We start from the raw sequence: 26,105 nt of genomic DNA, 5'->3' as shown, positions 1-26,105 counted from the left end.
GTTGACCCGGCGACTCCGCGCAGAGGGCGTCAAAGTGCCTATTGTCGGGGTAACGGCCAATGCCCAGGCAGATGAAGGAGAGCGCTGTTTGCAGGCCGGTATGGACGGTCATCTGACCAAACCCGTTTCGCTTGCGAAACTACGAGAGGCCTTGCAGGCAGTAGGGGCTTCTGTCGCAGGTGTTCCAAAGGTAAATGTGATTGCACATCTGAACGAAATCAGACCGGCGATGCGTGATTTGTTTATTTCGACAACGAGGCACGATTGGACGGCCATGATGAATTCGTTGTCAGAGGGTAATGCTACGGCAGTTACTCAGCATGCACATCGGATCAAAGGAGCGCTTGTTACGATCGGTGCGATGGACGCAGCCCAGTTTTGCTCACACCTTGAAGAGATTGCCGCATCTGGTCATCTGTCTCTGATTGACGAGTACCTTGGTAGCTTAAAGGAATATTTGAATCCAATTTTGGAGGAGTCTTCATGACCCTTAAGGTGATTCTGGCAGACGATCATCCGATTGTTCTGTTTGGGGTGCGTATGGCCCTTGAACGTGAGCCAGGAATTGAAATTTGCGGGGAAGCACAAGACTCGACTGCACTGGTCGAGTTGATGGACAAGGTGAGCCCGCATGTGCTGATCAGTGATTTTTACATGCCAGGCGGGAAACATGGAGATGGGTTGACGTTGGTTTCGTTTGTCAAACGGCGCTATCCAGACGTCAAGCTGATCATTCTCACGATGATGACTAATCCATCAATATTGGAAAATATCGTTAATGCGGGTACGGATGGGGTTTTGCTCAAGAGTGGAGGGCACGATAACCTTGTGGATGCTATTCGGGCTGTTGTCAACGGCAAGAAGTATATAGGCGCTGCCGTTAAGACAATGCTCGATGATGCCAAGGTTAGTAACTTGAACTCGCGTGGAGACCCGGGACAAAAGGCTTTATCGAACAAAGAGTCGGAAGTCATGCGACTGTTCGTGGGCGGGCATACCGTTTCTGAAATAGCCAATATGCTCAATCGCAGTGTGAAGACCATCAGTCATCAGAAAATATCAGCTCAGCAAAAGCTGGGGATCGCTAACGACAAGGAGCTGTACGAATACGCATTGCGAAATGGCCTGCTTTGAAAAGCGTCGTTCCACCGATCCTGAATCAGGCAGTCGTTTTTACTTTAAAGTTGGCGCGCAGTATCCGTGTCGTACCTGGTTTTTCGTCTGCGCCTACACAGAGCTTTGATCATTTTCAGGCAGTGACTTAAGCCCAGTAGCCCATCGCCGATGCTGCAATCCAGGATTTTCGTTGAAGTGGCGTGAGTCGGAGAAAAACGCCAGCATTTTGGCTCAGATGTATTCCAACGTTACGATCATGGCATGGGGAGGGACGGCTAGTGGTAAGGAGACCACCGCCTGTGAGTGCATTACTCGCATCTTGACCAATGCACTTGTAGCGCCAAGAGTACTCAAGGAAAAGCTGACGAGGCTATCGCAGTTAGTAAGATGGATTTGCGCAAACTGTCGTTCACTTGGTGTCGTTGGAGCGTCGATGCTGACGTTGCAAGGAGGTGAATAAAGTCCACCTGAAAATTGAATGACACCATCGGCTGCCTGAACAGAGACGAGCGTTGAGAATCCAAAAACCAAGGTGAAACAAGTCAGTTGATAGGTTGATTTTCTCATCGTGTCGTACCTCTTGTTTTAACGACTCGTAAAGACGAGTGTGTACGTCCAGTTTAGCGGCAGGGCGATAAGTAACTTGAGGCCGCTTTTCCTTGGCGGTTGAACCACGATTCCGCGTGCTTATGTGGATCGCCTTACAACAACGAAATCGGGTAGCTGATGAAGAGGCGGTGGTTTTTGAAACCTTGGCTTTGGCGGCAACCCCCAGGCGCCCAAAGTTGTCAGCAGGACGTGCATCGCTATCGATCGGCAAAAGTTGTGTGCCAGCAGTACCTTTGCCGCCATCAAGCTTCTGCGAATAAAGCCCCAGTACATCAACACCAAAACCTACCGGCCCTTGGGTATAGCCGGAGCGTGCATCGAGGATAAAGTTTTGCGTCCATTCCTCCGCTTTGTTTTGTGGGGCGGCAGCATTCGGGTAGGCAGGATTGACGAAGTTCGATTGATGCAGGCGTTGCGCAGATTGAGAGTGGCCGCAGCGCCTTCGATGAAACCGCTGTTTTCATCGGCCTGAGCGACCGTTGCAGAGCCAGCACTGAGTGCCAGGGTCAGGCCGATCAATGAGTAGTGGGCGGGCACGTTACGGCGAAAATAAGTGTGGTGCATGGGGGCTGTCTCGCGATGAATTATTAGCGTCTGGAGAAGAGGTGTATTAGTGGTTGGAAACCCGACGACGGAGCAGGTCATCGATGGCCCTGATCGCCAGCGGATAACCGTCCGCCCCCATGCCGCAGATCACCGCATTGACCACGCCGGACATGATCGAGTGGCGATGCAATTCATCGCGGGCATGGATGTTCGACAGGTGCAGTTCGATCAGCGGTGTGTCGAGCAGCTTCAGGGCATCGAGTACCGGAATCGAGTGAAACGAAAAACCGGCCGGGTTGATGATCAGTGCAGCGCCTTGTTCAAACGCTTCCTGAATCCAGTCGACCATCACGCCTTCGTGGTTGGTCTGGCGAAAGTCGCAGACCAGGTCAAGTTCCTCGGCCAGCCTTTCACTGATCTGGCGAATTTGATCGAGCGTGGTGTGGCCGTAAATCTGCGGCTCGCGACGACCCAGCAGGTTCAAATTAGGGCCGTTGAGGATGAAGACGGTGCGGTTCATGGTCGTCCTGCTGCGTTATTTGGAAAGAATGGCTGAAGCGCGAGTGTCGACGGCGTCGTCGTTGGCGACCGCGTTAAGGTCGATGCCGCGGGTTTCCGGGCCGATGACGATCATTGCCAGCGAGATCAGGTTGATGACCGCGCACAGCGTCACCAGAGGCCATGGCGAATTGTTTGACTGGCTCATCATCCAGACGGCGATCATCGGCATAGGGCCGCCAATCACCAGGTTGGCGCCGGTGTAGGCCAGTGCCGAGCCCGAGTAACGAACCTGGGTCGGGAACGCTTCGGCGAAGGCCACCGGTTGAATACCGCTCTGAAACTGAGTGAAGCCCAGGAACAGCCCCATGATTGCCATGATGGCGGGGACGTTGAGCGTGTTGAGGATCGGGAAGTAGACGAACAGGATCAGCAAGGTCATGCATGAACCCAGGGCCAGCGCCTTTTTACGGCCCCAGCGATCCGCCAGATAACCACCGGCCAGCGCACCGAAAATGGCGCAGACGTTAGCCACCATCAGCGACATGAAGCCCGTCGACTGGCTGAAGCCCAAGTGCTTGGTCAGGTAGCTGAGGGAAAAAATCACGATCAGGTAGAACAGCGCAGCCGGCGAGCAGAAGAACAGCATCAAGCGCAGGATGGTTTTGTAATGGCTGCCGATGGCCGATTTGAGCGGGCTTTTTTCCTGCTTCACCGGGGTCTTTTTCAAGGCGACGAAGGCCGGGGTTTCATCGACTTTCAGGCGGATGAAGATCGCGACCACCACCAGTACGAAGCTCATGAGGAAGGGAATTCGCCAGCCGAAGCTTTCGAATTGCTCACTTGAAAGTGTCGCTGCCAGGCCCATCAACACGCCATTGGCCAATATCTGGCTCAGCGGTGAGCACAACCCGAGCATGCCCGAATAACGTCCGCGGCGATCGGGGGACGCGTGCTCCAGCGCCATCAGTTGTGCCCCGGTGGACTCACCGCCCAGGGCGAAACCCTGAACGATCCGCAGCAGCACCAGAAGGATCGGCGCCCAGATCCCCACCTGGCCGTAGGTGGGCAACAAGCCCATCAATACCGATGCCAGGCCCATCATGGTCACGGTGGCCAACATCAGGTTGCGGCGGCCGAGTTTATCGCCGAGGTAGCCACACGTAATCGCGCCCAATGGCCGCGCGGCCAGGCCGACGCCGAAGGTCGCCAACGAAGCGAGCAGGCCGGCAGTCGGTTCCATCACCGGGAAAAACAGCTTGGGCAGGATGGTCGCCGACACGGCGCCGTAAAGCGTGAAGTCAAACCACTCCAGGGCGGTGCCGATGGTTGCGGCGGTCACCGCTTTGCGAGGCATTCGCAAATCATGAGTCTCGTGACTGGTTGTGCTCATTGAGGTGCTCGTCTTTTTTTTATGGTTATGGGGTACTCCCACGATCCAGCACGGGCGAGCGCGCCAGCAGAAACGTCGAAGTGAGTGGACGTTAACCCATACGGTCGGCAGAATAATTATCGAAATCCAGACAAATAGATAAGCTGGCCTTATGGGTGCGGATTATGGAACTGCGTCACCTGAAAGCCTTTGTGGTCGCGGCCGACCTGCAACATTTTAGTCGCGCGGCCGAGCAACTGGGCATTGCGCAACCGGCGCTGAGTCAATTGATGCGCACGCTGGAATCCGAGCTGGGGCTGGTATTGTTCCGCCGGGAGAACCGTGGGGTGGCGTTGACTGCTGCCGGCGAGGCTTTTCTACCCCATGCGCGGCAGTCCATCGAGTCCAGCGAACTGGCAATCGCCGCTGCCCGGCGTGCCAGGCGGGGAGAGGTGGGCGAGATCAACATCGGCTACCACTCGGCATTGTTCGAGGCCAATTTGCCGCAATTGCTCCGGCATTACTTCAGCACGTTCCCCGAGGTCAAGGTGTCACTGGTTGACGCCGGTATTCGCGCGCAGTTCGACATGTTGCTCGACCACAAGCTCGACCTGGCTTTTGCCAGGGTGTTCAAGGATCACCTGCCGGACCGTCTGCGCACCCATCATTTCAGCCAGTCCAGACTCGTCCTGCTGATCCCGGACAACCATGAACTGGTCGACAGCTTCAACGGAGACCTGGCGACGCTACGCCATGAAAAGTTCGTGTTCTTGCAAGACAGCGCCGGCATCGGCCTGACCTCCCACACGCTCCAGGCCTGCCGGCAGAACCAGTTGCACCCGCAGAACATCATGTACGTGCCGTCGCTGATGAGCATTCCCGGACTGGTGGCTGCCGGCATCGGTCTGAGTATCGTGCCTGAAACCATGACCCGCCTGACCATGCCGGGCATACGAATCGTGTCCCTGGCTCAAGCGGAAATGGTCAGTGAGCTATCGCTGATTTCGCGGATTGACGAGCGATCCAGTGCGGTGCTGCACTTTATCGAAGAAGCTCATGGCTGGGGATGACCGATGTCGCAACGTCGCTCAACATTGATTGCCCTTTTGGTCGCGGTCACGTTCTTCATGGAGAACCTCGACGCCACGGTCATCGCCACCGCGCTGCCGGACATGGCCAAAACCTTTGGCGTGCCGGCGGTGGATGTGAACATCGGCATGAGCGTTTACATGCTTGCGGTGGCGGTGTTCATTCCGATCAGTGGCTGGTTGGCCGATCGCTTCGGTTCACGGCTGGTGTTCAGTTCGGCGATTGTTCTGTTCAGTCTCTCTTCGTTGCTTTGTGGCTTGAGTGACAGCTTGCCGGCCTTTGTCGCCGCGCGCGTACTGCAAGGCATCAGCGGCGCGATGATGGTGCCGGTCGGGCGTCTGGCGGTACTTCGCACGACCGAGAAGAAAGACCTGGTGCGGGCCATCTCCTTTATCACCTGGCCCGGTCTGGTTGCACCGATACTCGGTCCACCCTTGGGCGGGTTCATCGTCACCCATGCGTCCTGGCCGTGGATTTTCTACCTCAATTTGCCGTTGGGCGTGTTGGCCGTGATGGCTGCACTCGTGCTGATACCCCGGCGAGACCAAGCCATTGCGCGGTCCTTCGATTTCACGGGTTTCGCGCTTGCGGGCGGCGCCAGCGCTGCGTTGCTATTTGGCATGGAGCTGCTCGGGCAAAGTCCGGCCAATGGGCTGTCGGCACTGGTGCTCAGTAGTGCAGGTGGGATGCTCGGAGTCCTGGCCTGGCGTCATATGCGACGGCATGGGCAGCCGTTGCTGGCGCTGGAAGTATTGGCCATCCGCACCTTCAGCGTCTGTCTGTTGGGTGGGTCGATCTTTCGCATTGCCATCAGCACTTTGCCGTTTCTACTGCCGCTGATGTTTCAACTGGCCTTCGGGCTTTCTGCGCTGGATTCAGGGCTTCTGGTGCTGGCAGTCTTTGCTGGCAATCTGGCCATGAAGCCGTTCACAACCATGGTGATGCAACGTTGGGGCTTTCGGCCGGTGCTGATGATCAACGGTGTCCTTGGCGTACTGGCGATAGCGGCCTGCGCCTTACTGGACAAGCAGATGAGTTGGGCACTGGTCATGTGCATTCTGTTTGTCGGCGGTTTGTCGCGATCCATGCAGTTCACCGCGTTCAATACCCTGGGTTTTGCCGATGTCCCCAAGGCGCAGATGAGCGAAGCCTCGACCTTGTTCAGTATGTTCTTCCAGCTGAGCATGGCGATGGGGGTTGCCACGGGCGCGTTGCTGCTGCGCCTCTCAATGACCATCCATGGCAATACCGGAACCGCAGAGACGGTCGACTTTCAGCTGACATTCCTGTGTGTCGCCGTGGTGGCGGCGCTCGCATTGCTGGACATCTTGCGATTGCCATCGAAGGCGGGTGAGTCGGTATTGCAGCGGACTTAGATGGGAGCACGCCCAAGTGCTGAGCGCGGCCCCACGGGAAAACAGGAGGCATTCGTGGAGCAAAATATTCACAGATAAGTGGTATTGAAATAAATACTCCGCTAATTTACTCTCAGTTCCACGTTGTACGAAATCAACCGCTGTTAGCACCTAAAAAAACAAACAATCGGGAGCAAACATGAAAGCGAAAGTGATGTTGGGATTGTTCATGACGGCCGCAGTCTCACTGCCAGCCTGGGCCGCGGACTGGACCGTAGGTGCTAACGTTGGCAACGTGCCCTGGGAGTTCCAGGATTCCAAAGGTGAGTTTGTCGGCTTTGAAGTCGATGTTGTAAAAGAGGTGGCCAAACGCGCCGGAAAAAGTGTCGAATTCGTCAATATCCCCTTCAACGGCCTGTTCAGTGCCGTGCAATCCAAGCGTGTCGAGATTGCAATTTCTTCGATCACCATTACCCCTAAACGTCTCGAGTCGGTAGCCTTCGCGCAGCCTTACTTCGACAGCGACCAATCCCTCACCGCATTGACTACGTCCAAGGTCAAGAGCCTGGCCGATATGGACGGCAAAGTGGTTGGCGTCGATACCGGCTCCACCGGCGACATGTGGATCGGCCAACACAAGGACGAGTACAAATTCAACGATGTCTCGCGTTATGAAGGGCTATCGCCGGCCATGCTCGATCTGGCTTCCGGACGAATCGATGGCTACCTCAGCGACATTCCTGCGGTGCTCTATTACATCAAGGACAAACCGCAGTATTCCATCGTGGCGCGTATTCCCACTGGTGAACGCTACTCGCTGATGCATGCCAAAGGCTGGGCGATGAGCGATCAGGTCAACGACATCATCAGCAAGATGAAAGAAGACGGCACCTTAGGGAAAATCCACAAACAGTGGTTTGGCGCCGAAGCCGACAAAGACTCGAGCACCCTGCAGGTGACCGCTGTCCTCAAGTAAGCCCTGCCGAAAATGCGTGAAAGTGGCGACGCCCGTTCGCCACTTGTATTGACCGAGGTATCCCATGGATCTTTTGCAGACATTCTTCAACTGGAACGTGCTCGTCGATTCGCTTCCGCTGATGATGCGCGGTCTGGGCGTGACCATTTTGCTTGGAGTGGTGAGCATTGCCCTGGGCCTGGTGGGCGGGCTTTTGCTGGCATTGCTGCGGTTGTACTCCTACGCACCTGTTCGAGCGCTAGCGCGTATCTACATCGATATCATGCGCTCCATTCCATTGCTTGTTTTACTGGTACTCATCTATTACGCGCTGCCCTTTGTCGGCATTCGACTGTCGTCGTTTGCGGCCGCCGCCAGTGCGCTCTCGCTGGTCTCCTGCGCCTACAGTGCGGAGATTTTTCGTTCAGGCATCGAGGCTATTCCCCGTGGCCAGTTCGAAGCATCGGCTTCTCAAGGCATGAGCTTTTTCAACACCATGCGCGACGTTGTTTTACCGCAGGCTATCCGCATCGTGATGCCGCCCATGACCAGTAATTGCATCAACGTGATGAAAGACACGGCGCTCGCCTCAGTCGTAGCAATGCCTGACTTGCTGAAGCAGGCGACCCAGGCTCAGGCACTGGCTGCCAACCCGACACCGCTGGTAGGGGCTGCCTTGCTGTACCTGTTGCTGCTGTTGCCGTTGGTGCAGATGGTCAGTTGGGTTGAACGGCGTAATGCCTCTGGAGGGAAAACCGCATGAGCACCTTGATCGACATTGAAAAACTCGACAAGTATTACGGCAACTTCAAGGCGTTAAGCGATATCAACCTGCAGGTCGAAGAGGGTGAAGTGGTGGTCATTCTTGGCCCGTCCGGTTCTGGAAAATCGACCTTGATTCGCTGCATCAATCTGCTTGAAGACTATCAGCAGGGCGATATTCGCGTGGGCGGTGAGCGGGTTGAAAACGGTCCGCGACTCAGCGCCATCCGCAGTGAAGTCGGCATGGTGTTCCAGAGCTTCAACCTCTATCCGCACCTCACTGTCCTCGACAATGTGTCGCTGGCGCCGATCCGTGTTCGAGGTCTGAGTCGCCGTGATGCGCATGCCAGGGCCAAGGAGCTGTTGCTGAAGGTTGGCATGGGCGATCACGCGCACAAATACCCGAGCCAATTGTCTGGCGGCCAACAGCAGCGTGTTGCTATTGCTCGCACCATGGCCATGGAGCCCCGCGCGATTCTATTCGATGAACCGACGTCGGCACTGGACCCGGAAATGGTTGGCGAAGTACTCGATGTCATGCAGAACCTCGCTCGCTCCGGCGTCACGATGGTCGTGGTCACTCACGAAATGGGCTTTGCCCGTCGCGTCGCCGACCGGGTGATCTTCATGGAAAGTGGACGCATTGTTGAGCAGAACATCCCTGAACCATTCTTTACCGCACCTAAGGAACCCCGCACGCAAGCGTTCTTGCAGGCCATCTTGCATCATTGACTCAGGCTGGAGAAAGTAGAGTGAATTCTCTCGATATTGATTACGTTCGCAAGCAATTTCCAGGTCTGGCCGATGGCTATGCCTTCATGGATAACGCCGGTGGTTCGATGGTGCTGAGCGCCGTAGCAGAACGGGTCGTTGATTACATGCTCAACAGCAGCGTGCAATTGGGCGCGTCCTACCAACCTTCCGTCGACGCTGGGGCGCGAGTGATGCAGGCGCGGTATTCGGTGATGCAGTTGATCAACGCCGAGCATCCCGAAGAAGTGATCATGGGTGGTTCGACCACCCATTTGTTGCAAATACTGTGTCGTGCCATCGCCCCGTCAATCGTTCCGGGTGATGAAATCATCGTCACCAATTGCGATCACGAGGCGAACATCGGCCCATGGGTCAAGCTTTGCGAAAGCCGCGGTGCGACCCTGCGTGTTTGGCAGGTCAACCAGGACAGTTGTGAGCTGGAGCTGGATGACCTGCAGGTCTTGCTCAATGACAACACCCGCTATGTGGCCATGACCCACACTTCGAATATTCTCGGGTCGATCAATCCAGTTGCCGAGGTTGCACGACGTGTACATGCGGCGGGTGCCAAGCTGTGCGTGGACGCTGTTGCTTACGCGCCACACCGACTGGTTGATGTCCAGGCCAGTGGCGCCGATTTCTACGTCTACAGCTTTTACAAAACCTTCGGGCCACACTTTGCTGTGCTATGGGGGCGTCGTTATCTGTTGCTGGAGTTGCCGAGCCTTAACCATTTCTTTATCGGCCAGGAGGTGGTGCCTTACAAATTGCAGCCGGGCAACGTCAACTACGAGTTGTCCTTCGGTTGCATCGGCATTACCGACTACTTGCTCGACATCAGCACTCGGCTTGGTGCACAAGGTAGCGAGCGCGAGTGCATGCAGGCTGCGTTCGATGCCTTCGAGGTGCAGGAAGATTTGCTGGCCGAGCGTCTGCTGGCATTTCTGCGGGAGCGCGAAGGCGTTCGCATCATTGGCAAAGCGCATACTCGCCATCGAGTGCCAACCATCAGTTTTGTAGTCGAAGGCGTTCAGTCAGAGGCTGTAGTGCGTAAGGTTGATGAGCACCGGATAGGCATTCGCTTTGGTGACTTCTACGCGCGGCGCCTTATCGAAGCCCTTGGGCTTGATCAGTTTGGCGGGGTGGTGCGGGTGTCGTTGGCGCATTACAACACGCTGCAAGAAGTCGACCGCCTCATCACTGCGCTGGATCAAGCAATCAATGCGTTGCGTTGACGGGCGTACACACTTCTCATTTTACGAGCCTTCATTATGGCCTTACCTGAAACCCTTGCAGAGCTGCGTGAGTGTATAGCGGCCCAACACGAGCAACTGACCGGTCGCTTGCGCGATGCTGCCCGATTCCTGATCGACAACCCGCATGAGATCGCACTCAACACGGTGGCCGAACTGGGTAAGCGCTCGAGTATTGCGCCTTCCGCTTATATTCGGCTGGCTCAGGCCCTTGGTTTTGCGGGTTTCAAGGATTTGCAGCGGCTGTTCCGCGCGCCGTTGCAACAGGTTGCCGACAACCACAGCGAGCGCATTCGGCACTACGGTGGTGAGACGTTGCTGGAGGACCCAAGTGACGTCGGCGGCATTCTGCGTGAGTTCAGCCAGGCCAACATCGTTTCTCTGGAACACCTGGCCGAGGGCGGCGAGCAGGCCAACATCGAAGCCGCCATCGGCCATCTGAAGGCCGCGCGCACCACTTTCGTTATCGGCATGCGCCGTGCCTTTCCAGTGGCGGCGTATCTGAGCTACGCATTGAGTCGTGTGGGCCGGCGAACCGTGCACATCAGCGGTGCTGGCGGCACGTTGCCGGAGCAGGTCAGCGCCATTGCCGATGATGATTTGTTGATAGCCGTCAGCTTTCCGCCCTACGCCAATGACACTGTTGAAGCCTGTCGTCAGGCGCGGGAAGCGGGCGTGACGCTGGTGGCGATCACCGACAGCGTTCTGAGTCCAATCGGGCAGATGGCGGACACGGTGATTGAGGTCAATGACGCCGAACTATTGGGGTTTCGCTCGCTCACCGCTTCGTTCTGTATTGCGCAAACCCTGGCCATGGGGCTGGCCTTCAGCGAGTGGCAATCGGACAGCACCTTTAGCCATGATCGGTTGAAAGATATCGACTGCTAAGTCGCGACTTTCGCCACGTACTTATTTAACCAGTCACTTCAGGAGAATATCCCGATGGTTTCACCTGCACGCGATTTAGTGGGTTACGCAAGACAACGCCCGCAAGGCACCTGGCCGAATGGCGCACGTTTGGCCATCAGCCTGGTGATCAACTACGAAGAAGGCTCCGAACGTTCGCTCGCCATGGGCGACCCGGACCAGGAATCAATGACCGAATGGGGCAGCTATTCAATACCCGACGGCACACGCAATCTGGCGATGGAATCGATGTATGAGTACGGTTCTCGCGTCGGGATCTGGCGAATCCTGGATATTCTCGACCAGCAAGCGGTTCGCGCGACCTTTCATGCCTGCGCAGTAGCCTTCGAGCAAAACCCGGATGTTGCACGCGCTGCCGTCGCAGGCGGTCATGAAATTTGCAGCCACGGTTATCGTTGGGAGGAAGTGTTTCGCCTGACCGAAGAACAGGAGCGCGAACACATACGCCTGGCTATCGAGTCGTTCGAACGCACCTGCGGCAGGCGTCCCGTTGGCTGGTATTGCCGGTATGGTGCCAGCGTCAACACCCGTCGCCTGGTCGCGGAGGAGGGAGGTTTTCTCTACGATTCCGATGCCTACAACGACGATGTTCCCTACTTTGTCCAGGTTGAAGGTAAGCGTCATCTCGTGGTGCCTTACACCGCCGACGTCAACGATTTCCGCTATTGGAACTCTCCGGGGCTGTCGCAGGCATCGGACTTTTTCGAGTACATGAAAGAAAGCTTTGAGGTCCTTTACGAGGAGTCGGCTGAAGGACCACGCATGATGTCGATCGGGCTGCACCCACGCATGGTGGGCCGTCCAGGGCGGGTCAGGGCGATCAAGCAATTCATCGAGTATGCCAAGCAACACGACGGAGTCTGGTTTGCTACGCGCGAAGAAATCGCCCGTGCCTGGCTTGAACGAACTTGATTGCCTGGCAATCACGCCGGATTAGAAATTGATATGCACTATTCCCCACTGTGTTGAAAGAGTTCAGGGGGAAGTTCACCGATGCCTTTGAGCCGGGTTTCGAGAAAGTCGCGCAATACTCGAACTTTTGTGGAATAGCGTCGGTTGGGAAGATAAGCCATATAAATGTGTTTCCCTGTCAGCGAGTTAACAAAACGATAGTTCGGAAGAACGATTTGCAGTTCTCCACTCAAGAGGAGATCACGCACCAGCCAGATTTCGAACTCGGCAATGCCCAGGCCTCCACAAACTGCTTCGAGTAGTAGTTCCGAATTGTCCGACTGAAGATTGCCTTTCGGGAAAATCGAGTGTTTCACGCCATCGTTGGTGAAGTACCAATGAGGGTCGCTGTCTGGGTGTAAGTAAATGAGGCAGTTGTACTGGCTGAGTTCGGCAGGTGTTTGGGGATGACCGCAGCGCGCAAGATAGTCTGGCGTTGCGCAGAGTAGCGAATCGTTGCGGGATATTGGATAGGCGATCAAGTTCTCAAGGTGGTTCTCGCCCTCATGTATATCGAGGTCAAATCCCCCGGTGATCATATCGTTATGGTTGTCGGTCAGACGTAAATCCATCTGGATGCCAGGGTACATCTGTAAAAAAGGGGCGATCAGTGGTGCAAGGAAGCGCCTGCCGAAAGCCACGGGCGAAGTCAGTTTCAGCGGGCCGCTTGGTGCAAGATTGAGGTCACTGACGACACGTAGCGTGTCGTCCAGATCCGCAATCATCGACAGCGCGCGGGCGTGATAAATCTGCCCCGCCTCGGTGAGGGCGACGATATGTGTTGTGCGATGAAGAAGCGTTGTATGCAACGACTTTTCCAGCGTCGTAATCATTCGGGTCAATGTGGAAGGGGAGACGTGCAACTCTCGGGCTGCCGCGGAGAAGGTGCCCAACTCCACTACTTTGACCAGAGCCCTCATTACTCCCAAGTGATCAATACGTGCACTGTCAGACGTCATGTTCAGAGTTGCCTTTGCGCTGGTTGCAAAACCGAATTCCATCGGACGATGTTCCATCCATTTTCGCCAGTATATAGACTCATTTCGATCGAAGTGCGCACACCGTTCATAACTTCCGCCAACGTATTTGCCCGAGAGAATCGTTCATCTGCGGGGCTCATTGGAGTATCGAGATCATTATGGATTTTCCTGCACATGTTCCATTGGCTGTGGCTACTCGAAACCAACATGTGGAGCGCATTCACTGGGGATCAGTGGCCGTTGTTGATACCGAAGGGGTTTTGCTGGCCTATGCAGGCGATCCGGGAGCGATGATGTTTTCCCGTTCAACGCTCAAGCCGTTCCAGGCCGTTCCTTTCGTTCGTGATGGGGGTGTCGAGCACTTTGGATTCTCCGATGATCAAGTCGCCGTGATGTGCGCCAGTCACTCGGGGGAAGCATCGCACGTGAATGCCGTGAGCAGCATGTTGGCGAAAATCCGGCACGAAGTGACTGACCTGGGATGCGGTTGCCATCTACCGGACTTCTACGGCGCGAACAATCTGCCGCCGGCCGGCTTCCACTTCGATCAACGCCACCACAACTGCTCCGGGAAGCACACCGGGTTTCTTGCCTATTGCCGCCTTCACGGATTAGCCAGTGAGTCCTACCTGGCACCGGACCATCCCTTGCAACGTGACATCCAGCGTGTCGTCGCATCGCTGAGCGGTGTTCCGGAAAATCAGTTCTGGGCGGGCACCGATGGCTGTAACGCGCCAAATCTCGGGATGCCTCTGTCACGACTCGCCTTGCTGTGGGCGCGACTGGCCAGCGGTGATGCCGGTTCCGACGCCAGCCTCAGCCCTGTTTTGCAACGTCTGTTTGACGCCATGCGCGGCAATCCGCAAATGGTCTCCGGTACCGGCCGATCCGATCTGGGGATCACACTTGCATCAAATGGCGACTGGGTCGCGAAAACCGGTGCCGATGGTGTGCAGACGGTCGGTATCCGTAGCCGAGGGTTGGGTGTGGCGGTGAAAGTCAGCGATGGCGATTTCCCTACCGTGTTCGCCATCACCATTGCCGTACTCAAGCAACTGGGAGTGCTGGAGCAGGGAAGCGATAACCCGTTGTTGACACCCTGGGCAGATCCGGCATTGAACAATTGCAACGGCGCGCCGGTAGGCCAGTTGAAGGCTACGGTGCAATTGAAGTTCGTCTAGTGCGGGTGCCTTAAGGGCATACATCAGACCTCTAACGCAGATCAGAAACCATGCTACCGACTCACGCCAAAAACCAGCCCCACCCGGCCATTTCACTACGTGCGGTCAATAAGTTCTTTGCCAGCCAGCAAGTCCTGTTTGATGTCGATCTGGAGGTTCAGCCAGGTGAAGTGGTCGTGATTATCGGCCCCTCGGGCTCAGGTAAATCGACCTTGTGTCGCTGCATCAATCGCCTGGAAACCATCACCAGTGGTGAGATTTTCTTGCACGGCGAACGCCTGCCAGAAGAGGGCGGGGCGCTGGCGAAAATGCGTGCCAAGGTCGGCATGGTCTTCCAGAGTTTCAATCTGTTTGCACATCGGAGCGCGCTGCAGAATGTTGCCATGGGCCCCCGAAAGGTCCTTGGCATGAAACGTCAGGACGCCGACGCGTGGGCAATGCAACAACTCGAACAAGTTGGTCTGGCACACAAGGGGAAGTCTTATCCGGCGGAGCTGTCGGGCGGCCAACAACAACGCGTTGCGCTGGCTCGCTCGCTGGCAATGAAGCCCAGTGTGATGCTGTTCGATGAGCCGACCTCGGCACTTGATCCGGAAATGGTCAACGAGGTTCTAAAGGTCATGGTGGATTTGGCCCGCACAGGCATGACCATGGTAGTCGTCACCCATGAAATGGGGTTCGCTCGCTCCGCCGCCGACAGGATTATTTTCATGGACGCCGGCCGGATTGTTGAGAGCGCTCCACCGGAAATTTTCTTCAGTGCCCCGCGCTCAGAGCGTGCCCGAGAGTTTCTTTCCAAGATCCTGGCTCACTAATCAACACACCTGAAAACACAATAAAAAGAGAGATCATCCATGCGCTCAAACCGGTCCGTTACTTTCAGCGTTTCCCTCCTGGCTTCCTGCATGTTCGCCACCCTTGCATCGGCCGACACCGTCGATCAGTTTCCCGCCGATTCGACGATGGCGAAAATTCACCAGCGCGGAAAGCTGGTGGTTGGCAGCTCCTTGAATACGCTGATGTTCTCGTCCAAAAATCCCATGACAGGAGACGTTGAAGGCTTCGAGGCTGATCTGGCCAGGATGCTGGCGAAACAGCTCACAGGTTCCGAAGACAACATCGAGTGGGTCAGCACCACACCGGAAAACCGCATTCCTCTGGTGGAGAACAAACGCGTCGACCTGGTCATCGCCACCATGACAGTGACCGACGAACGCAAGCAGGTCATAGGCTTTGCGGGCCCGTATTACCTCGCCGGGCAGGATTCTCTGGTAAGGATCGACGATCATTCGATTAACAAAACCGCAGACCTCGACAACAAGACGGTCTGCGTACTGAGCGGCACGACCGTAGAGCGCAATCTCAAACCGTTAGCGCCTAATGCCAGGATCGTGACCTTCAGCGATGCCTCCGCTTGCGTCGAGGGGCTGATCGACAAGCGTTTCGACGCCTATGTTGACGACGGCGCTACGTTGGTCGGTGAGTCACTTCGCCAGCCCGGCAAGCTACGTGTGGTCGGTACGCCATTCACCGAAGAGCCCTACGGCATCGCCGTAGCCAAGGAAGACAAGGTTTGGCGTAACTGGATCAACAATCAGTTGGGGATGGCGATCCAGAGTGGCAAGTGGCAAGAAATGTACGGCAAGGATCTTGAAGCCGGACTGGGCGCACCGCAGGTGCCAGTGATCGAACAGTAAGATCTCCCGAGAGGCGACCTGATGTTTTATATCGAACGCTTTCTGGGGGGCATCGCGGTCAGCGTCGAGCTGACCCTGCTGTCCTTCGCCATTGCGATCGTTCTCGGACTGCTTCTGGCGATCATGAGGGTGAGCCCCTGGCCACCCTTTCGCTGGTTTGCCAGCAGTTACGTAGAGCTCATGCGGATGATGCCGCTTCTGGCGCTGTTGCTGCTGTTCACCTTTGGGCTGCCGAAGCTGGGCTTCATCTATTCGCTGTTCACTTCCACGGTCCTGGTCCTGGGGCTGTATACCGCGGCCTGGATCTGTGAGGTCGTGCGGGCGGGCATCAACACGGTATCGATCGGCCAAATCGAAGCCGCACGCAGTATCGGGATGCGCTTCGACCAGATACTGGGCGAGGTGGTATTGCCACAAGCCGTGCAGTCGGTCATTGGACCGCTGGGCAACCTGTTCATCATTCAAATCAAGGCGTCGGCCATTGGGGCGGCGATTGGTGTTGCGGACATCACCTATACCGCGCAGAAGATCAACTTCGACACAGCCCTGGCTGTGCCGACTTTCCTCGGCGCGATGGCCGCCTATTTGCTACTGACCCTGCCGGCAGGTTGGTTCTTTCGCTTTCTGGAGCAAAAAATGGCGGTGTTGCGATGAGCGCGGACAACTTGCTTTACGAACCGCCTGGGCCGATTGCCAGAAGGCGTAACCGGCTTATTTCGGTGATCGGCGTGCTACTGCTGTTGGCGTGCCTGATGACGGTGGGTCATCGACTCGACGCCAGTGGTCAGTTTGATGCCAAGCGGTGGGAAATTTTCCTGCATCCGGGAACGCTGCGCTTTTTGTTTGACGGCCTGATGGCCACTTTGCTGGCCGCCGTGATCAGCATGGTTTTGGCATTCAGCCTGGCGTTGCCTCTGGCACTGGCGCGGTTATCGTCCAGGCTCTGGTTGCGCACATTGGCTGCCAGCTATATCGGTTGTTTTCGCGCGGTACCGCTGCTTTTGTTGATTCTGTTTACCGTCATCCTGCTGCCCTCGATCGGGTTGCACTGGTCAGCCCTGGGTTATCTGGTTTTCGGCATGGTGCTGCACCACAGTGCGATGGCGGCGGAGATTATCCGCGCCGGTATCCTTTCGTTGGGGCGCGGGCAGAAAGAAGCGGCGTTATCGATCGGCATGCGCGAACACCAGGCGATGGTGTGGATTGTATTGCCGCAGGCGCTGAAGCTCATGTTGCCAGCGTTGATCAGTGCCGTTCTGGCGATTGTCCAGGACACTTCCCTGGGGTACATCATTCCCTATGAAGAGCTGTTGCGTCGGTCCCAGCAAATATCCAGCTTCGCCCCGCAATCACTGCTGCAATCAGCGTTTATTGTCACGGTGATGTATGGTTTTGTCAGCGCCTTGCTTTTAGCACTGCGGCGCTGGATCGAACGACGGCAGGCCTATACCTCTCGAGCAGTAATCACTGAGGAAGGAGGGGCTGAACTGAAGACGCTGATGTCGGCAAAATCGCAGACATCATCTTGATGAGCGGATTGGGAGGGTTGCGGAATGGGAATGCCACGCGACTGGTTGAATCCTCAGCCGATTGCTGCCTGTGGCGAGGGCTGCAATCGACCCACAACTGACCTTCAGTTCTTCTACGGCCGTTGACGGTTTCGCTGCTGTTTCACCGTATACATCTCGCGATCCGCCAGCTTAATGGCCTCGTCCACAGTGATGCTGTCCGGCATCACGGTCACTACCCCCACACTCGCGCCGGCGTATTGAATATCAGCAAGACCGTGGCCCAGCTCATATCGTCCTATCGTCGCTTTGGCCAGGCGATCCTGAAGCAGTTCGGCAGCATGTCGCCTGTCTTTTGCCTGGTCCGTGTGTTCGGAGGGGGTGCCCAAGGCGATCACGATGAATTCATCACCGCCGGTACGCCCGATGATATCGCTGGTTCTGAGGACCTGCTGCAGTTGGGCGGCCACGCCGCGCAGTAGCTGGTCGCCTGCCAGGTGGCCGTGCGTATCGTTGATGAACTTGAACCCATCCAGATCGATGACCCCCATCAGGATGTACTTGTCCTCACGCTGGGCCAGGGCGAACAGGCGCGCGGCATCGTTAAGAATGGCACGCCTGTTGGACAGGCCGGTGAGTGGATCGGTCAGGGCCAGCTTGGTCAACTCGGCGTTGGCAGCCTGGAGTCGCTCAACAAGCAGCCCACGTTCAAGGGAATATCCCAGCAACCCCGACAACAGCATCAGCAAGGGTTCGACTTCAAGAGAGCGGGCGACCTGATCCGAGCTGGCGGCACATACCGTCCCCAGCAGTTGCCCGTCCTGGGATCTGATGGGCGCGCTCACGTAAGTCATGATGCCCAAGGCTGCGGCGGCGTCCGAGTCCCCCCAAACGTCGGCAACGTTATCCGAGTACATGCGATTCTCGTCCAGCGCCCGCTTGCACAGTGTGTCAGTCCACGGCACGACCAGCCCTTCAGGAATCACCATGTCACCGACGTTGCGTGCGAACTCGACACGCTGGACACCCTCGTCGGTATCAATGGTCGTCAGATAGGTCGACTCCATACCGGTTACCTGGCTGAGCAGGGCCAACAAGGGACGCGTTAGCTGCTCCAGGGTTTTTGCTTTTGGAAGGGTATCGGAGAGAAGAGAAAGAATCTGATCCATTGGGGCGTGCCGATAGCTGAGGGGTATTTCGATTATCGGCCAATCCCAGGATTACTGAACAGGGCAGGGCTTCACCAACCTGAATGAGACTGCCCGTGCGCTCGCACATTCGCTTAAAGCGATGCCCGCTCCAGAAACTTCCTGATCTCAAAAGAGTAGGCGCCAGGATGCGAGAACCTGAACATGTGGCCAGTGCGCGGCATGATGACTTGCTGTGAGCCCTTGATGCCCTTCAGCAGAATTCCCGCGGCTTCTTCGCCGATCAGCTTGTCTTCCTCTGGAGTCAGGATCAGCGTGGGGACGTCAATCTTCTTCAGCAGCGCCGTGTAGTCCACCTTCTCGATCGAGCGCATCCGGTTGACGTAGGCTTTGTGTGGCGTCTGCTGGGCGAAGAAGGCGTGGCTCTTTGCGGTTGACCAAGGGATCTCGCCCTCCTTGTCAAACGATGATGCCAATTGAGCTGCGTGGACCCGAAGGGTCATCTGTCGATAAAAGGGCCCGGGGAAGAACGGTACGAACGCTGCCAGCGTCTTGAGCAGGGGTGAGGTGATCGGGCTCTTGGCAAAACCACCCGACAGCACCAGGCCCTTGAGGCCTCTGGGTTGGCGCGTCGCAACCGCGATCGAAGAGACTGCGCCGTATGAGTCGCCAACCAACACATAACTCTCAAGGTCCTTCACCTGGTCAGCGATGAAGTCGGCCAGTGACTCCAGATCGCACACGTCATTGGGCAAACAGAGGGTACGCATGGAACGGTTCTGCAAACAGGTCAACTGGTCAAGCTGCCACGGGGCCCCTGCGAAGCAAGGGACCATGACCAACGTCGACAGGTTTTTCATGAGGGACTCCTGGAGGGTTGAGTAGACGACCGAACTCTAGGAGGACCGAGGCATTCAATGCCAATGACATTTACACAGGCTGTCGATGCACGAGATTCATGGTTTCGGGGCGCTTTGGCCACGACAAGCCAGTGCCGCTGTTTAGTCGCCGATCATCATGTTCGTAATCCACTCAACGGCGGGCTCGTTGGCGCGCCCTCGTGCTCGAATAACGAGTACCTCCCAAGTGGATAGCGCCAAGGGCAGCTCAAAAAGGCTCAACTGCGCGGTCTCCTGCATCTGCAATGCGACCCGCTCGGCAATAATGGCAATCGATTGCGAAGCACCCACCATGAATGGAACCGCCAGAAAACTGGGGCAGGTGACGTTTACTTTGCGGCTACGGCCGAGGTTCTCCAGCGCATCGTCGACAACGCCCCGTGTACTGCCGCGCGGCGAGACCAGAATGTGGGGCAGGCGAGCGAAGTCATCCAGTTTCATGTGCAGCTTCTTGCCTCGCTTGACCAGCGCCGGGTGGCCCTTGCGAGCGATGCCGACGAAACGCTCCTTATGTACCAGCTGACAATCAAAGCGCTGTGGGACTTGGACAAATGAACCCGACCCCAGCACGATGTCGACCTCGCCAGCATCCAACAAACGCAGAGCGGATTCGACATCCGCCGGCCTGAGCGTCAGCACGGCATCCGGCGCAGCGGCCTGGATCTTGGCCAGAGCAGGGGTGACAACCGTCAATACGGCGTGATCAGTGGCCGCCACTGACAGCGTCGCTTGTAAACAACTGGGATCGAACGGGCCACGTGGACTGGCGACGAGCCTGACCGACTCGAGCACCGCCGCCACTCTAGGCATTAACTCGATGGCCAGCGGCGTGGGCGCGATCCCGCGGGGGTTACGAATGAACAGCTGATCATCAAACGCTGTACGCAGCCTCGATAAGGCGTGGCTGGTTGCGGACTGGGACAAATGCAATCTTTCGGCCGCGCGGCCGACGTGCTTTTCAGCCCAAAGCGCCTCAAGTACAACCAGAAGGTTGAGATCGAAACGCGTCAGATCCAGGGGCTTCATGTGGTATTGGCCTCTTCGTTCATAATTTGAAGGATGGCGGGTTACTCTGCGACCACATGCGCTCTTGGCTGAGCGTCAGTCGGGTGCCTTTACCGTTTTTCCGAGCCGACATTAACCGACATTCTTCAGAATTTACCATGAGCGAAATACACAGGATCGGCCAAGCCGTTGCAGACGATGAAGGCGCAGCGCGCGCATGCGCCAGGCAAGCGTATGCCCAGTATGTCTCGGTAACAGGACGGAAGCCGGCACCGATGCTGGCGGATTTCAGGGCTCAGATCGCGGCCGCGTTAGTCTCTATACGAATGAGAAGATGACCGACAATCTGTCCATTTTTCTTCGACTTGGTTATGTCGAAGTCCAGCGGCGCTCGGAGGATGGATTTGCTCGTGTCTACTTTGAAAAGCGCCTGGGTTGATAGGGTTACCAGGATAAAGACGGCGGGGTAACCACTGGCTGTTCAGAGCCGGTTGCCGCCATTCGCAAAGGACAGAAATCGACCGAAAACAACATCCGCAGCGAGTCAGACCGCCAACGTCGCAGACATTGAAACAACACCTCCTACTCCTGATCCGCAGCCACCTCCTTCCAACTGTCATCCGGATCAAAGCGCGTCATCGCCTTCGCCAGTTTTTCACTGTCAGGCCCCAGGTCTTTCTCGAACACCTGTCCTTCATGACTGATCATGAAGCTCATCACGCCGGTGTCATTGTATTTTTCTGGCCAGGCGATCAGTGCAAAGCCTCGGCTCATCTTGTCGCCGATAAGGTAGCTGTAGGCGCCACCGGGTGCTGAAGGACCCTGGCCATTGAGAATGCGGAAGTGGTAGCCATGCCAGCCTTCGCCGGCAATGGTCTTGCCGAACTCAGGGCCTAGCGGGCTGATCTGGCCGCTGTCGTCGTCCGCCCAATAGAGTCCGTCATGGGTGCCGGGGGTGCTGAAAATATTCTGCGCATACTCCAGCGCGCCATCACCGTCACGATCCACTGAGGCGTAGTCCATCTGGGCGTCGTGATAGGCCAGCGCCGCTTGCACCGCCGCCAGTTCGTTGCGTCCAATTTGACGTGCCCGGACCTCGGCACTGCCGGCCTTGATGTCGAAGCGCCAACCGTTGGTGCTTTTCACGATGGGAATCGGCAGTGTCCAGTGGTTGCTGCCGACCGACAGAATCGCGGTGCGGTCGTTGGTTTTTTCGATGTGGTTTTCTTCGTGGTACTGCTTTAGAAACGCCTCCACGTCTTTACGCTCTGCGCCTTCGCGAGGGATGAAACTGCGCCATTCCTTACCCAGCAACTCGGTCAGGCGTTCGTGATCGGCGTGTGTCGTACCCAGTGCTTCGACGAACGCTTGAGCGGCTTTTTCCGGGGTTGGGAATTCCTGCTGTGCTGTCGCCATGCACGACCACGCCAAACCGGCAGTTATCGCCAAGGCCTGAAGGAGCACACCCAGGCGTGCCTTCAATTGAGGAGAGTTATTCAACGACGGCCACCCCTTTGACTTTGACGTGCTGGCGGATTGGATGGCCGACTGACCTGATGGCCGGCGGCTCGCGAGGCGCTGGGGCGCTGGGCGGATGCCTGGCTGGCCCGGCCACGACTGGCTTGTGCGTTGACCTGGGACGGTGAGCGCGCGCCGGCGAAGGCGTTGTTGCGGGCACTGCCTTTGCTGGCGGCCGTCGTGGAAGGCCGGTTTTGCGTCGATTGGCGCGCCTGCGCGTTGCCCTGTCGCTGGTTCGTCTGAGCGGTCTGTTTTCTCGGCTGCTGATTCGCCTGATTGTTTCGGGCAGTGCCTTGGCTTCTGTCCGCAGCCTTGGCTCTGTCAGCGGCCTTCTGTCTATCCGCTGCGTTTTGTCTGTCGGAGGTCTGCGCTCTATTGGCCGTGTTCGGTCTGTCCGTACTGGCTTGCATCCGATTGCTGGCGTTAGCTCTGGAAGCATCACGCGCTTGATCACGGGCTTCGCGATTGCTGGTAGGAGGGCGTTCGATACCGGCCCTGTCCATTGAACTGCGGGCGTTTTCACGGGCCTGGGCGCGCTGGGCATTGTCCCCTCGATAGGCCTGACGCTGACTGGCACCGTCCAGTTGGCGGCCGTATTGCTCGCGGCTTCGGTTATCGCGATAGGGAACGCCATTGCGGTGCGCGGAGTTGTGTTCCCACTTGTTCTGATTCACGTTGATGCGGTTGTTGCCATTGATGTTGTTGTAGCGTTCAACGTCGATGTCGACGTCGTTATTGCCCCAGTCACACTCACCCCACAGCGCGCCGACGATGGCCACGCCGGTACCAAATGCCAGCCCGGCCATCAAGGCCTGGCCAGGGTAATAGGCCGGCGGTGGTGGGTAGTATGCAGGCGGTGAGGCCGGATACGGCCAGGTGCCGTAGGCGGTTGTCGGGTTATACGTGGGCACGTACACCACCTGAGGGTCGGCGGGCTGAATGATGATGGTGGAGCTGCTGGCAGGGGCCGGCGCCGGGGCTGCCGGAGCGGGTTCTGCTGCGGGGGCCGGTGCTGGCGCCGCATTATTCTGAATGGTCACGTTCTGATATTGATTGCTCTGCAGGTTGCCTGCTTCCTGCGCCTGACGACGCAAGCGTTGCACCCCGTTCATGACATCGTCGGGCTGCGCGAGGAAGGCATCACCCAGGCGTTGTACCCAGACAGGATCCTGCCCCAGCGTTGCCAACACCTGCGGGAAGGCTACCAGTGCCTGCACACTTGGGTCCCAGGGTTGGCTCGCCACCTGTTTGACCGCATCGTCGCCCTTGGCGTCCGGATGGGCTTTTGACCAGGTGACCGCTTCGGCAACTTCCCCGGGGTACGTGGAGGCCATCAGTACCTGCGCCAGCAGTGGATCGGGGTAAAGGGCAATCGGCGCCAGCATTTGATCCAGCTGTTCCTGGGTAAACACAGGATCTTTAGCCGGCAGCGCGGCGGACGCAGGGACTGGCGCCGTAGCGGCAGCGTTTGCGGGCGCAGGTGCGGTCGTACCGGCGGCCATGCCGTTAGACCCGCTCAACAATAGGACAGCCGACAGCGCGTAAAAGACTGGAATGCGCATTGCAACTCCCTGTAGTCAGGCAGGTTTGAATGAGTGGATCAATGCCCGGTAGGTTGAAGCCGACTGTGCAAGCCACAGGACTCGATTTCGACGCCGCTCAATAAGCGTAGCAAACAAAAAAAAACTTCCACTTATTTACGTTCTCTCGAAGCACCGCCACCACTGGCATCGGTTTCGTGCTCGTCTGCGAACGCCATGAGCACCTCCAGATCCAGCACATCCAACTGGATCCGGGTGATAAAGGCAGAGAAGGCGAGGTTGGCGGCGAGCAGGCGCAGATCGCTGGCCCAGGACGGCAGATGGACTGGCGCCGTGAGCCAGCCGGATTCGAACAGCGGCGCCAGGCGTACGGTATCCCCCAGGCTGAGGCGCCCGGCAAACAAATGGCCCACCAGCTCCGGCCGGTTGTCGCGGATCGCGATGCGCAGCAGGGTGTGCACGCCGAGCAAGCCGGTCAGGTAAGCGGCATCCTTGGTGAACGCCGAGCCGCCCCGCAAGTCGGCGCCGCGGAACACCCGTTGGGTCGAGCGAAACGACTCCTCTTGCGACTGGCCGGCCGCCAGAAAGCCTTCGAACACTTGAATGAAGTCGGCGCCCTCCAGTGCTTGCTGGACGGCAAGCACGCGCAAGGCCAGCCGACGCAAACGATTGATGTCCATGCTGCCGGTAAACAGCTCGGCCAGGGTGGCAATACCCTCCTGAGTCTGGGTTGTGCGTGGCGCGCCCAGGCCGAGGCTTTTGAGGTTGGGTTGGAGCGCGCCGTTTTGCGCGGTGGCGATATGCACGAAGGCCTCGTGCTGCAACAACTGGTTCTTGTCCAGTTCCGAAAACAGGGCGCTGGCACGCAGGCGGATGCGGCTCGCCCCGGCGATGGCTTTGGCGGCCAGGGTCGGATCGAGCACGACCGTGATTCGCCCCTCGCCGAAGAAGCGGTCCAGTTCCGGCTGCATCCAGGCCGCGAAGGCCTCGGCCGGGATCTGGGCCGGGCTCGGTGGAATCCGTGTACCGCCGAGCAGGGCATCGGTGGTGTTGAGGAAAAACCGGGCGGCGTCGAGCATGCTCAGTTTCAGGCGGTGGTAATAGAAATCCGGACGCCGATACAGCGCAGACGAATAGTCAGTGAAGGCGGGCGTGCCAATAGCCCCTAGCATGCGTCCGGCCGTGGCGTAACTTCGCGCCGTCATGGCGAGGTGGTTGCCGGCGGGATGCCCCACATCGCATCGCTCAATAAAGGCTTCCAGGGCGGTGATGTCGGCGCGGTGGTCACGGGGGCGCAGCTCGACGTCTGGCAACGCGGCTTTCCCGGCCCGCCAGTTCGCCAGGAAGGTTTCTTCGACCCCATCCGGCCAGGACAAGGCATCCAACACGCGGATTTTACGGGCCAGACCGGGCAGGGCGGCATCGAGTTCAGAGAGGGGGGCGGCGTGCATCGGAATCTCCCGGGGCGACGAGCTTGACCTGAAAAAGCTTAGTCGTTGCGGCCGATATACAAGCAACAAAACGTCTGTAGCCGCAGGCTTCGACCGCTGCTACAGAGTGCGATTCCGCTCATAGGCAATCGTGTTGCTTTGGAGACTCGCGCACACCGGCGGCGACAATTTTTTTTGTCACTACAATGAAGTGAAATCAAAAAAGAGCGCCGCCTGAAAGCGCTGTGCTTTGTCCTTTGAAAGCTTGCACCACACAGGATTTTTCAGCGAGGTAGGGCCCATGCCGAACACCGGGGAACAAAAGCGGGCACGGATACTCGACCCCGTCGATCGTGTCACAGAAGTGATTTTCGGCTTGCTCATGGCGATGACGTTCACCGGAACGATCAGCGTGGCGACGTCGGGCCAGGAGGCGGAACGGACAATGATGTTCGCCGCACTCGGTTGCAACCTGGCCTGGGGCCTCGCGGACGCTGTGATGTACCTGCTGCGAGCCTTGATCGACCGCACGCGCAAAAGCACGCTATACGCCAAACTCGGCGAGGCGGATGCGGCCACTGGTCAAGCGCTTGTGGCGGCTGCATTACCGACGCACGTGGCGGCAGCGGCCAAGCCAGAGACCTTGGAATTGCTACGCAGCCGTCTGGTCCAGTACCCGGCCGCGTCCGTGACGTCGGGACTCGGCTGGGATGATTTCAAGGGGGCGCTGGGCGTTTTTCTGTTGGTAGTGGCCTCGACCTTTCCCCTCGTAGTGCCATTCCTGTTACTCGACGACACGGCGCTCGCCGTGCGTTTATCCAATCTGGTCGGGCTCGCCGTGCTGTTCATCGCGGGGTGGATGCTGGCGCGATACGCCGGTGCAAAACCGTGGCAGGGCGGCGTGGCAATGGCGGTCACCGGCGCTGTGCTGATCGTTGCAATCATCGCTCTCGGTGGTTAAAAACAGAGGAGGGCGCAATCAATAGGCGCCACCTCCCATGCCAACATGCGC

The 26,105-nt window shown here is 57.5% G+C and carries 25 protein-coding genes and 2 pseudogenes; 17 read left to right on the top strand and 10 right to left on the bottom strand.

The features are described 5' to 3' along the window. Together J2X66_RS14100 and J2X66_RS14095 are read left to right on the top strand one after the other, a co-directional pair. The coding region (locus J2X66_RS14100; RefSeq protein WP_310265239.1) for an Hpt domain-containing protein at nt 1-487 on the top strand (487 nt) is incomplete at its 5' end. Further along, the gene (locus J2X66_RS14095; RefSeq protein WP_310265236.1) at nt 484-1,134 is read left to right on the top strand and encodes a response regulator; all 651 of its coding nucleotides are present in this window, start codon (nt 484-486) and stop codon (nt 1,132-1,134) included. The genes J2X66_RS14100 and J2X66_RS14095, both read left to right, overlap by 4 nt. Before the next feature lie 721 nt (nt 1,135-1,855). Here J2X66_RS14095 and J2X66_RS14090 read toward each other — a convergent pair. The 3 genes and pseudogenes from J2X66_RS14090 to J2X66_RS14080 all read right to left on the bottom strand — a co-directional run. Then, a pseudogene (locus tag J2X66_RS14090) lies at nt 1,856-2,289 on the bottom strand (OprD family outer membrane porin); the annotation flags it as partial. Nucleotides 2,290-2,335: 46 nt separating this feature from the next. Then, the gene (locus J2X66_RS14085; protein WP_310265233.1) at nt 2,336-2,791 is read right to left on the bottom strand and encodes a type II 3-dehydroquinate dehydratase; all 456 of its coding nucleotides are present in this window, start codon (nt 2,789-2,791) and stop codon (nt 2,336-2,338) included. A gap of 15 nt (nt 2,792-2,806) precedes the next feature. Next, nucleotides 2,807-4,162 (bottom strand): MFS transporter, encoded by a 1,356-nt coding sequence (locus J2X66_RS14080; protein ID WP_310265231.1) that lies wholly within the window; start codon nt 4,160-4,162, stop codon nt 2,807-2,809. Nucleotides 4,163-4,326: 164 nt separating this feature from the next. Between J2X66_RS14080 and J2X66_RS14075 the strand changes: the two genes are divergently transcribed. The 8 genes from J2X66_RS14075 to J2X66_RS14040 all read left to right on the top strand — a co-directional run bounded on the left by J2X66_RS14075 (nt 4,327) and on the right by J2X66_RS14040 (nt 12,147). Continuing rightward, nucleotides 4,327-5,211, top strand: a complete 885-nt coding sequence (locus J2X66_RS14075; protein WP_310265228.1) for a LysR family transcriptional regulator — start codon at nt 4,327-4,329, stop codon at nt 5,209-5,211. A gap of 3 nt (nt 5,212-5,214) precedes the next feature. Beyond that, the gene (locus J2X66_RS14070; RefSeq protein WP_310265225.1) at nt 5,215-6,606 is read left to right on the top strand and encodes an MFS transporter; all 1,392 of its coding nucleotides are present in this window, start codon (nt 5,215-5,217) and stop codon (nt 6,604-6,606) included. Between the two features lie 178 nt (nt 6,607-6,784). Continuing rightward, on the top strand, nt 6,785-7,561 hold the full coding sequence (locus tag J2X66_RS14065) for a transporter substrate-binding domain-containing protein (RefSeq protein WP_310265223.1): 777 nt from the start codon (nt 6,785-6,787) through the stop codon (nt 7,559-7,561). Between the two features lie 64 nt (nt 7,562-7,625). Next, entirely contained in the window at nt 7,626-8,303 is a 678-nt protein-coding gene (locus tag J2X66_RS14060) for an amino acid ABC transporter permease (RefSeq protein WP_027923846.1), read from the top strand. Further along, nucleotides 8,300-9,034 carry an amino acid ABC transporter ATP-binding protein gene (locus J2X66_RS14055; protein WP_310265219.1) on the top strand — a complete coding sequence of 245 codons (735 nt, stop codon included), beginning with the start codon at nt 8,300-8,302 and terminating at the stop codon, nt 9,032-9,034. Before J2X66_RS14060 ends, J2X66_RS14055 begins: the two co-directional genes overlap by 4 nt. Nucleotides 9,035-9,054: 20 nt before the next feature. After that, complete coding sequence (locus J2X66_RS14050) at nt 9,055-10,290, top strand: cysteine desulfurase-like protein (RefSeq protein WP_310265216.1); 1,236 nt, start codon at nt 9,055-9,057, stop codon at nt 10,288-10,290. Nucleotides 10,291-10,326: 36 nt separating this feature from the next. Next, the gene (locus J2X66_RS14045) at nt 10,327-11,196 is read left to right on the top strand and encodes a MurR/RpiR family transcriptional regulator (RefSeq protein ID WP_310265214.1); all 870 of its coding nucleotides are present in this window, start codon (nt 10,327-10,329) and stop codon (nt 11,194-11,196) included. A gap of 54 nt (nt 11,197-11,250) precedes the next feature. Continuing rightward, entirely contained in the window at nt 11,251-12,147 is an 897-nt protein-coding gene (locus J2X66_RS14040) for an allantoinase PuuE (RefSeq protein ID WP_310265212.1), read from the top strand. Nucleotides 12,148-12,185: 38 nt separating this feature from the next. Here the strand turns inward: J2X66_RS14040 and J2X66_RS14035 are convergent, their stop codons facing one another. Further along, on the bottom strand, nt 12,186-13,187 hold the full coding sequence (locus tag J2X66_RS14035) for a LysR family transcriptional regulator (RefSeq protein WP_310265211.1): 1,002 nt from the start codon (nt 13,185-13,187) through the stop codon (nt 12,186-12,188). Between the two features lie 137 nt (nt 13,188-13,324). On the opposite strand from J2X66_RS14035, the gene J2X66_RS14030 reads away from it, so the two are divergent. The 5 genes from J2X66_RS14030 (at nt 13,325) to J2X66_RS14010 (ending at nt 17,573) form a co-directional block, all read left to right on the top strand. After that, on the top strand, nt 13,325-14,347 hold the full coding sequence (locus J2X66_RS14030) for an asparaginase (protein ID WP_310265209.1): 1,023 nt from the start codon (nt 13,325-13,327) through the stop codon (nt 14,345-14,347). A 50-nt stretch (nt 14,348-14,397) separates the two neighbouring features. After that, on the top strand, nt 14,398-15,162 hold the full coding sequence (locus J2X66_RS14025; RefSeq protein ID WP_310265207.1) for an amino acid ABC transporter ATP-binding protein: 765 nt from the start codon (nt 14,398-14,400) through the stop codon (nt 15,160-15,162). A 90-nt stretch (nt 15,163-15,252) separates the two neighbouring features. Then, nucleotides 15,253-16,044, top strand: a complete 792-nt coding sequence (locus J2X66_RS14020) for a glutamate ABC transporter substrate-binding protein (protein WP_310265205.1) — start codon at nt 15,253-15,255, stop codon at nt 16,042-16,044. 21 nt (nt 16,045-16,065) lie between these two features. Next, on the top strand, nt 16,066-16,698 hold the full coding sequence (locus J2X66_RS14015; RefSeq protein ID WP_310265203.1) for an amino acid ABC transporter permease: 633 nt from the start codon (nt 16,066-16,068) through the stop codon (nt 16,696-16,698). Beyond that, nucleotides 16,653-17,573 carry an amino acid ABC transporter permease gene (locus J2X66_RS14010; protein WP_310265200.1) on the top strand — a complete coding sequence of 307 codons (921 nt, stop codon included), beginning with the start codon at nt 16,653-16,655 and terminating at the stop codon, nt 17,571-17,573. Before J2X66_RS14015 ends, J2X66_RS14010 begins: the two co-directional genes overlap by 46 nt. A gap of 113 nt (nt 17,574-17,686) precedes the next feature. Here the strand turns inward: J2X66_RS14010 and J2X66_RS14005 are convergent, their stop codons facing one another. The 3 genes from J2X66_RS14005 to J2X66_RS13995 all read right to left on the bottom strand — a co-directional run bounded on the left by J2X66_RS14005 (nt 17,687) and on the right by J2X66_RS13995 (nt 20,625). Beyond that, a complete protein-coding gene (locus tag J2X66_RS14005; protein ID WP_310265197.1) occupies nt 17,687-18,721 on the bottom strand; it encodes a sensor domain-containing diguanylate cyclase in 1,035 nt (344 codons plus the stop codon). 113 nt (nt 18,722-18,834) lie between these two features. Next, nucleotides 18,835-19,560, bottom strand: a complete 726-nt coding sequence (locus J2X66_RS14000; RefSeq protein WP_310265195.1) for an alpha/beta hydrolase — start codon at nt 19,558-19,560, stop codon at nt 18,835-18,837. A gap of 141 nt (nt 19,561-19,701) precedes the next feature. After that, complete coding sequence (locus J2X66_RS13995) at nt 19,702-20,625, bottom strand: LysR family transcriptional regulator (RefSeq protein ID WP_310265192.1); 924 nt, start codon at nt 20,623-20,625, stop codon at nt 19,702-19,704. A 137-nt stretch (nt 20,626-20,762) separates the two neighbouring features. On the opposite strand from J2X66_RS13995, the pseudogene J2X66_RS13990 reads away from it, so the two are divergent. Further along, nucleotides 20,763-21,043: pseudogene (locus J2X66_RS13990) on the top strand (hypothetical protein). 143 nt (nt 21,044-21,186) lie between these two features. Here the strand turns inward: J2X66_RS13990 and J2X66_RS13985 are convergent. The 3 genes from J2X66_RS13985 to J2X66_RS13975 all read right to left on the bottom strand — a co-directional run bounded on the left by J2X66_RS13985 (nt 21,187) and on the right by J2X66_RS13975 (nt 25,114). Further along, complete coding sequence (locus J2X66_RS13985; protein ID WP_405046778.1) at nt 21,187-22,020, bottom strand: DUF2950 domain-containing protein; 834 nt, start codon at nt 22,018-22,020, stop codon at nt 21,187-21,189. Between the two features lie 80 nt (nt 22,021-22,100). Next, on the bottom strand, nt 22,101-23,684 hold the full coding sequence (locus J2X66_RS13980) for a DUF3300 domain-containing protein (RefSeq protein WP_310265189.1): 1,584 nt from the start codon (nt 23,682-23,684) through the stop codon (nt 22,101-22,103). 131 nt (nt 23,685-23,815) lie between these two features. Beyond that, entirely contained in the window at nt 23,816-25,114 is a 1,299-nt protein-coding gene (locus J2X66_RS13975; protein WP_310265186.1) for a flavohemoglobin expression-modulating QEGLA motif protein, read from the bottom strand. A gap of 280 nt (nt 25,115-25,394) precedes the next feature. Between J2X66_RS13975 and J2X66_RS13970 the strand changes: the two genes are divergently transcribed. Beyond that, complete coding sequence (locus tag J2X66_RS13970; protein ID WP_310265183.1) at nt 25,395-26,054, top strand: hypothetical protein; 660 nt, start codon at nt 25,395-25,397, stop codon at nt 26,052-26,054. Nucleotides 26,055-26,105: the final 51 nt, after the last annotated feature.

Source organism: Pseudomonas sp. 3296 (assembly GCF_031456615.1).
In the GTDB taxonomy this organism is placed as follows: domain Bacteria; phylum Pseudomonadota; class Gammaproteobacteria; order Pseudomonadales; family Pseudomonadaceae; genus Aquipseudomonas; species Aquipseudomonas mucoides.
The sequence above is the reverse complement of the archived record's forward strand: the minus strand, read 5'-3'. Positions and strand labels throughout refer to the sequence as shown.

Excerpts from the sequence above, each read along its gene's own strand:
- J2X66_RS14095 (WP_310265236.1), top strand. The coding sequence starts at position 484 with ATGACCCTTAAGGTGATTCTGGCAGACGATCATCCGATTGTTCTGTTT.
- J2X66_RS14085 (WP_310265233.1), bottom strand. The coding sequence starts at position 2,791 with ATGAACCGCACCGTCTTCATCCTCAACGGCCCTAATTTGAACCTGCTG.
- J2X66_RS14080 (WP_310265231.1), bottom strand. The coding sequence starts at position 4,162 with ATGAGCACAACCAGTCACGAGACTCATGATTTGCGAATGCCTCGCAAA.
- J2X66_RS14075 (WP_310265228.1), top strand. The coding sequence starts at position 4,327 with ATGGAACTGCGTCACCTGAAAGCCTTTGTGGTCGCGGCCGACCTGCAA.
- J2X66_RS14070 (WP_310265225.1), top strand. The coding sequence starts at position 5,215 with ATGTCGCAACGTCGCTCAACATTGATTGCCCTTTTGGTCGCGGTCACG.
- J2X66_RS14065 (WP_310265223.1), top strand. The coding sequence starts at position 6,785 with ATGAAAGCGAAAGTGATGTTGGGATTGTTCATGACGGCCGCAGTCTCA.
- J2X66_RS14060 (WP_027923846.1), top strand. The coding sequence starts at position 7,626 with ATGGATCTTTTGCAGACATTCTTCAACTGGAACGTGCTCGTCGATTCG.
- J2X66_RS14055 (WP_310265219.1), top strand. The coding sequence starts at position 8,300 with ATGAGCACCTTGATCGACATTGAAAAACTCGACAAGTATTACGGCAAC.
- J2X66_RS14045 (WP_310265214.1), top strand. The coding sequence starts at position 10,327 with ATGGCCTTACCTGAAACCCTTGCAGAGCTGCGTGAGTGTATAGCGGCC.
- J2X66_RS14040 (WP_310265212.1), top strand. The coding sequence starts at position 11,251 with ATGGTTTCACCTGCACGCGATTTAGTGGGTTACGCAAGACAACGCCCG.
- J2X66_RS14035 (WP_310265211.1), bottom strand. The coding sequence starts at position 13,187 with ATGGAATTCGGTTTTGCAACCAGCGCAAAGGCAACTCTGAACATGACG.
- J2X66_RS14030 (WP_310265209.1), top strand. The coding sequence starts at position 13,325 with ATGGATTTTCCTGCACATGTTCCATTGGCTGTGGCTACTCGAAACCAA.
- J2X66_RS14025 (WP_310265207.1), top strand. The coding sequence starts at position 14,398 with ATGCTACCGACTCACGCCAAAAACCAGCCCCACCCGGCCATTTCACTA.
- J2X66_RS14020 (WP_310265205.1), top strand. The coding sequence starts at position 15,253 with ATGTTCGCCACCCTTGCATCGGCCGACACCGTCGATCAGTTTCCCGCC.
- J2X66_RS14015 (WP_310265203.1), top strand. The coding sequence starts at position 16,066 with ATGTTTTATATCGAACGCTTTCTGGGGGGCATCGCGGTCAGCGTCGAG.
- J2X66_RS14005 (WP_310265197.1), bottom strand. The coding sequence starts at position 18,721 with ATGGATCAGATTCTTTCTCTTCTCTCCGATACCCTTCCAAAAGCAAAA.
- J2X66_RS14000 (WP_310265195.1), bottom strand. The coding sequence starts at position 19,560 with ATGAAAAACCTGTCGACGTTGGTCATGGTCCCTTGCTTCGCAGGGGCC.
- J2X66_RS13995 (WP_310265192.1), bottom strand. The coding sequence starts at position 20,625 with ATGAAGCCCCTGGATCTGACGCGTTTCGATCTCAACCTTCTGGTTGTA.
- J2X66_RS13985 (WP_405046778.1), bottom strand. The coding sequence starts at position 22,020 with ATGGCGACAGCACAGCAGGAATTCCCAACCCCGGAAAAAGCCGCTCAA.
- J2X66_RS13980 (WP_310265189.1), bottom strand. The coding sequence starts at position 23,684 with ATGCGCATTCCAGTCTTTTACGCGCTGTCGGCTGTCCTATTGTTGAGC.
- J2X66_RS13975 (WP_310265186.1), bottom strand. The coding sequence starts at position 25,114 with ATGCACGCCGCCCCCCTCTCTGAACTCGATGCCGCCCTGCCCGGTCTG.
- J2X66_RS13970 (WP_310265183.1), top strand. The coding sequence starts at position 25,395 with ATGCCGAACACCGGGGAACAAAAGCGGGCACGGATACTCGACCCCGTC.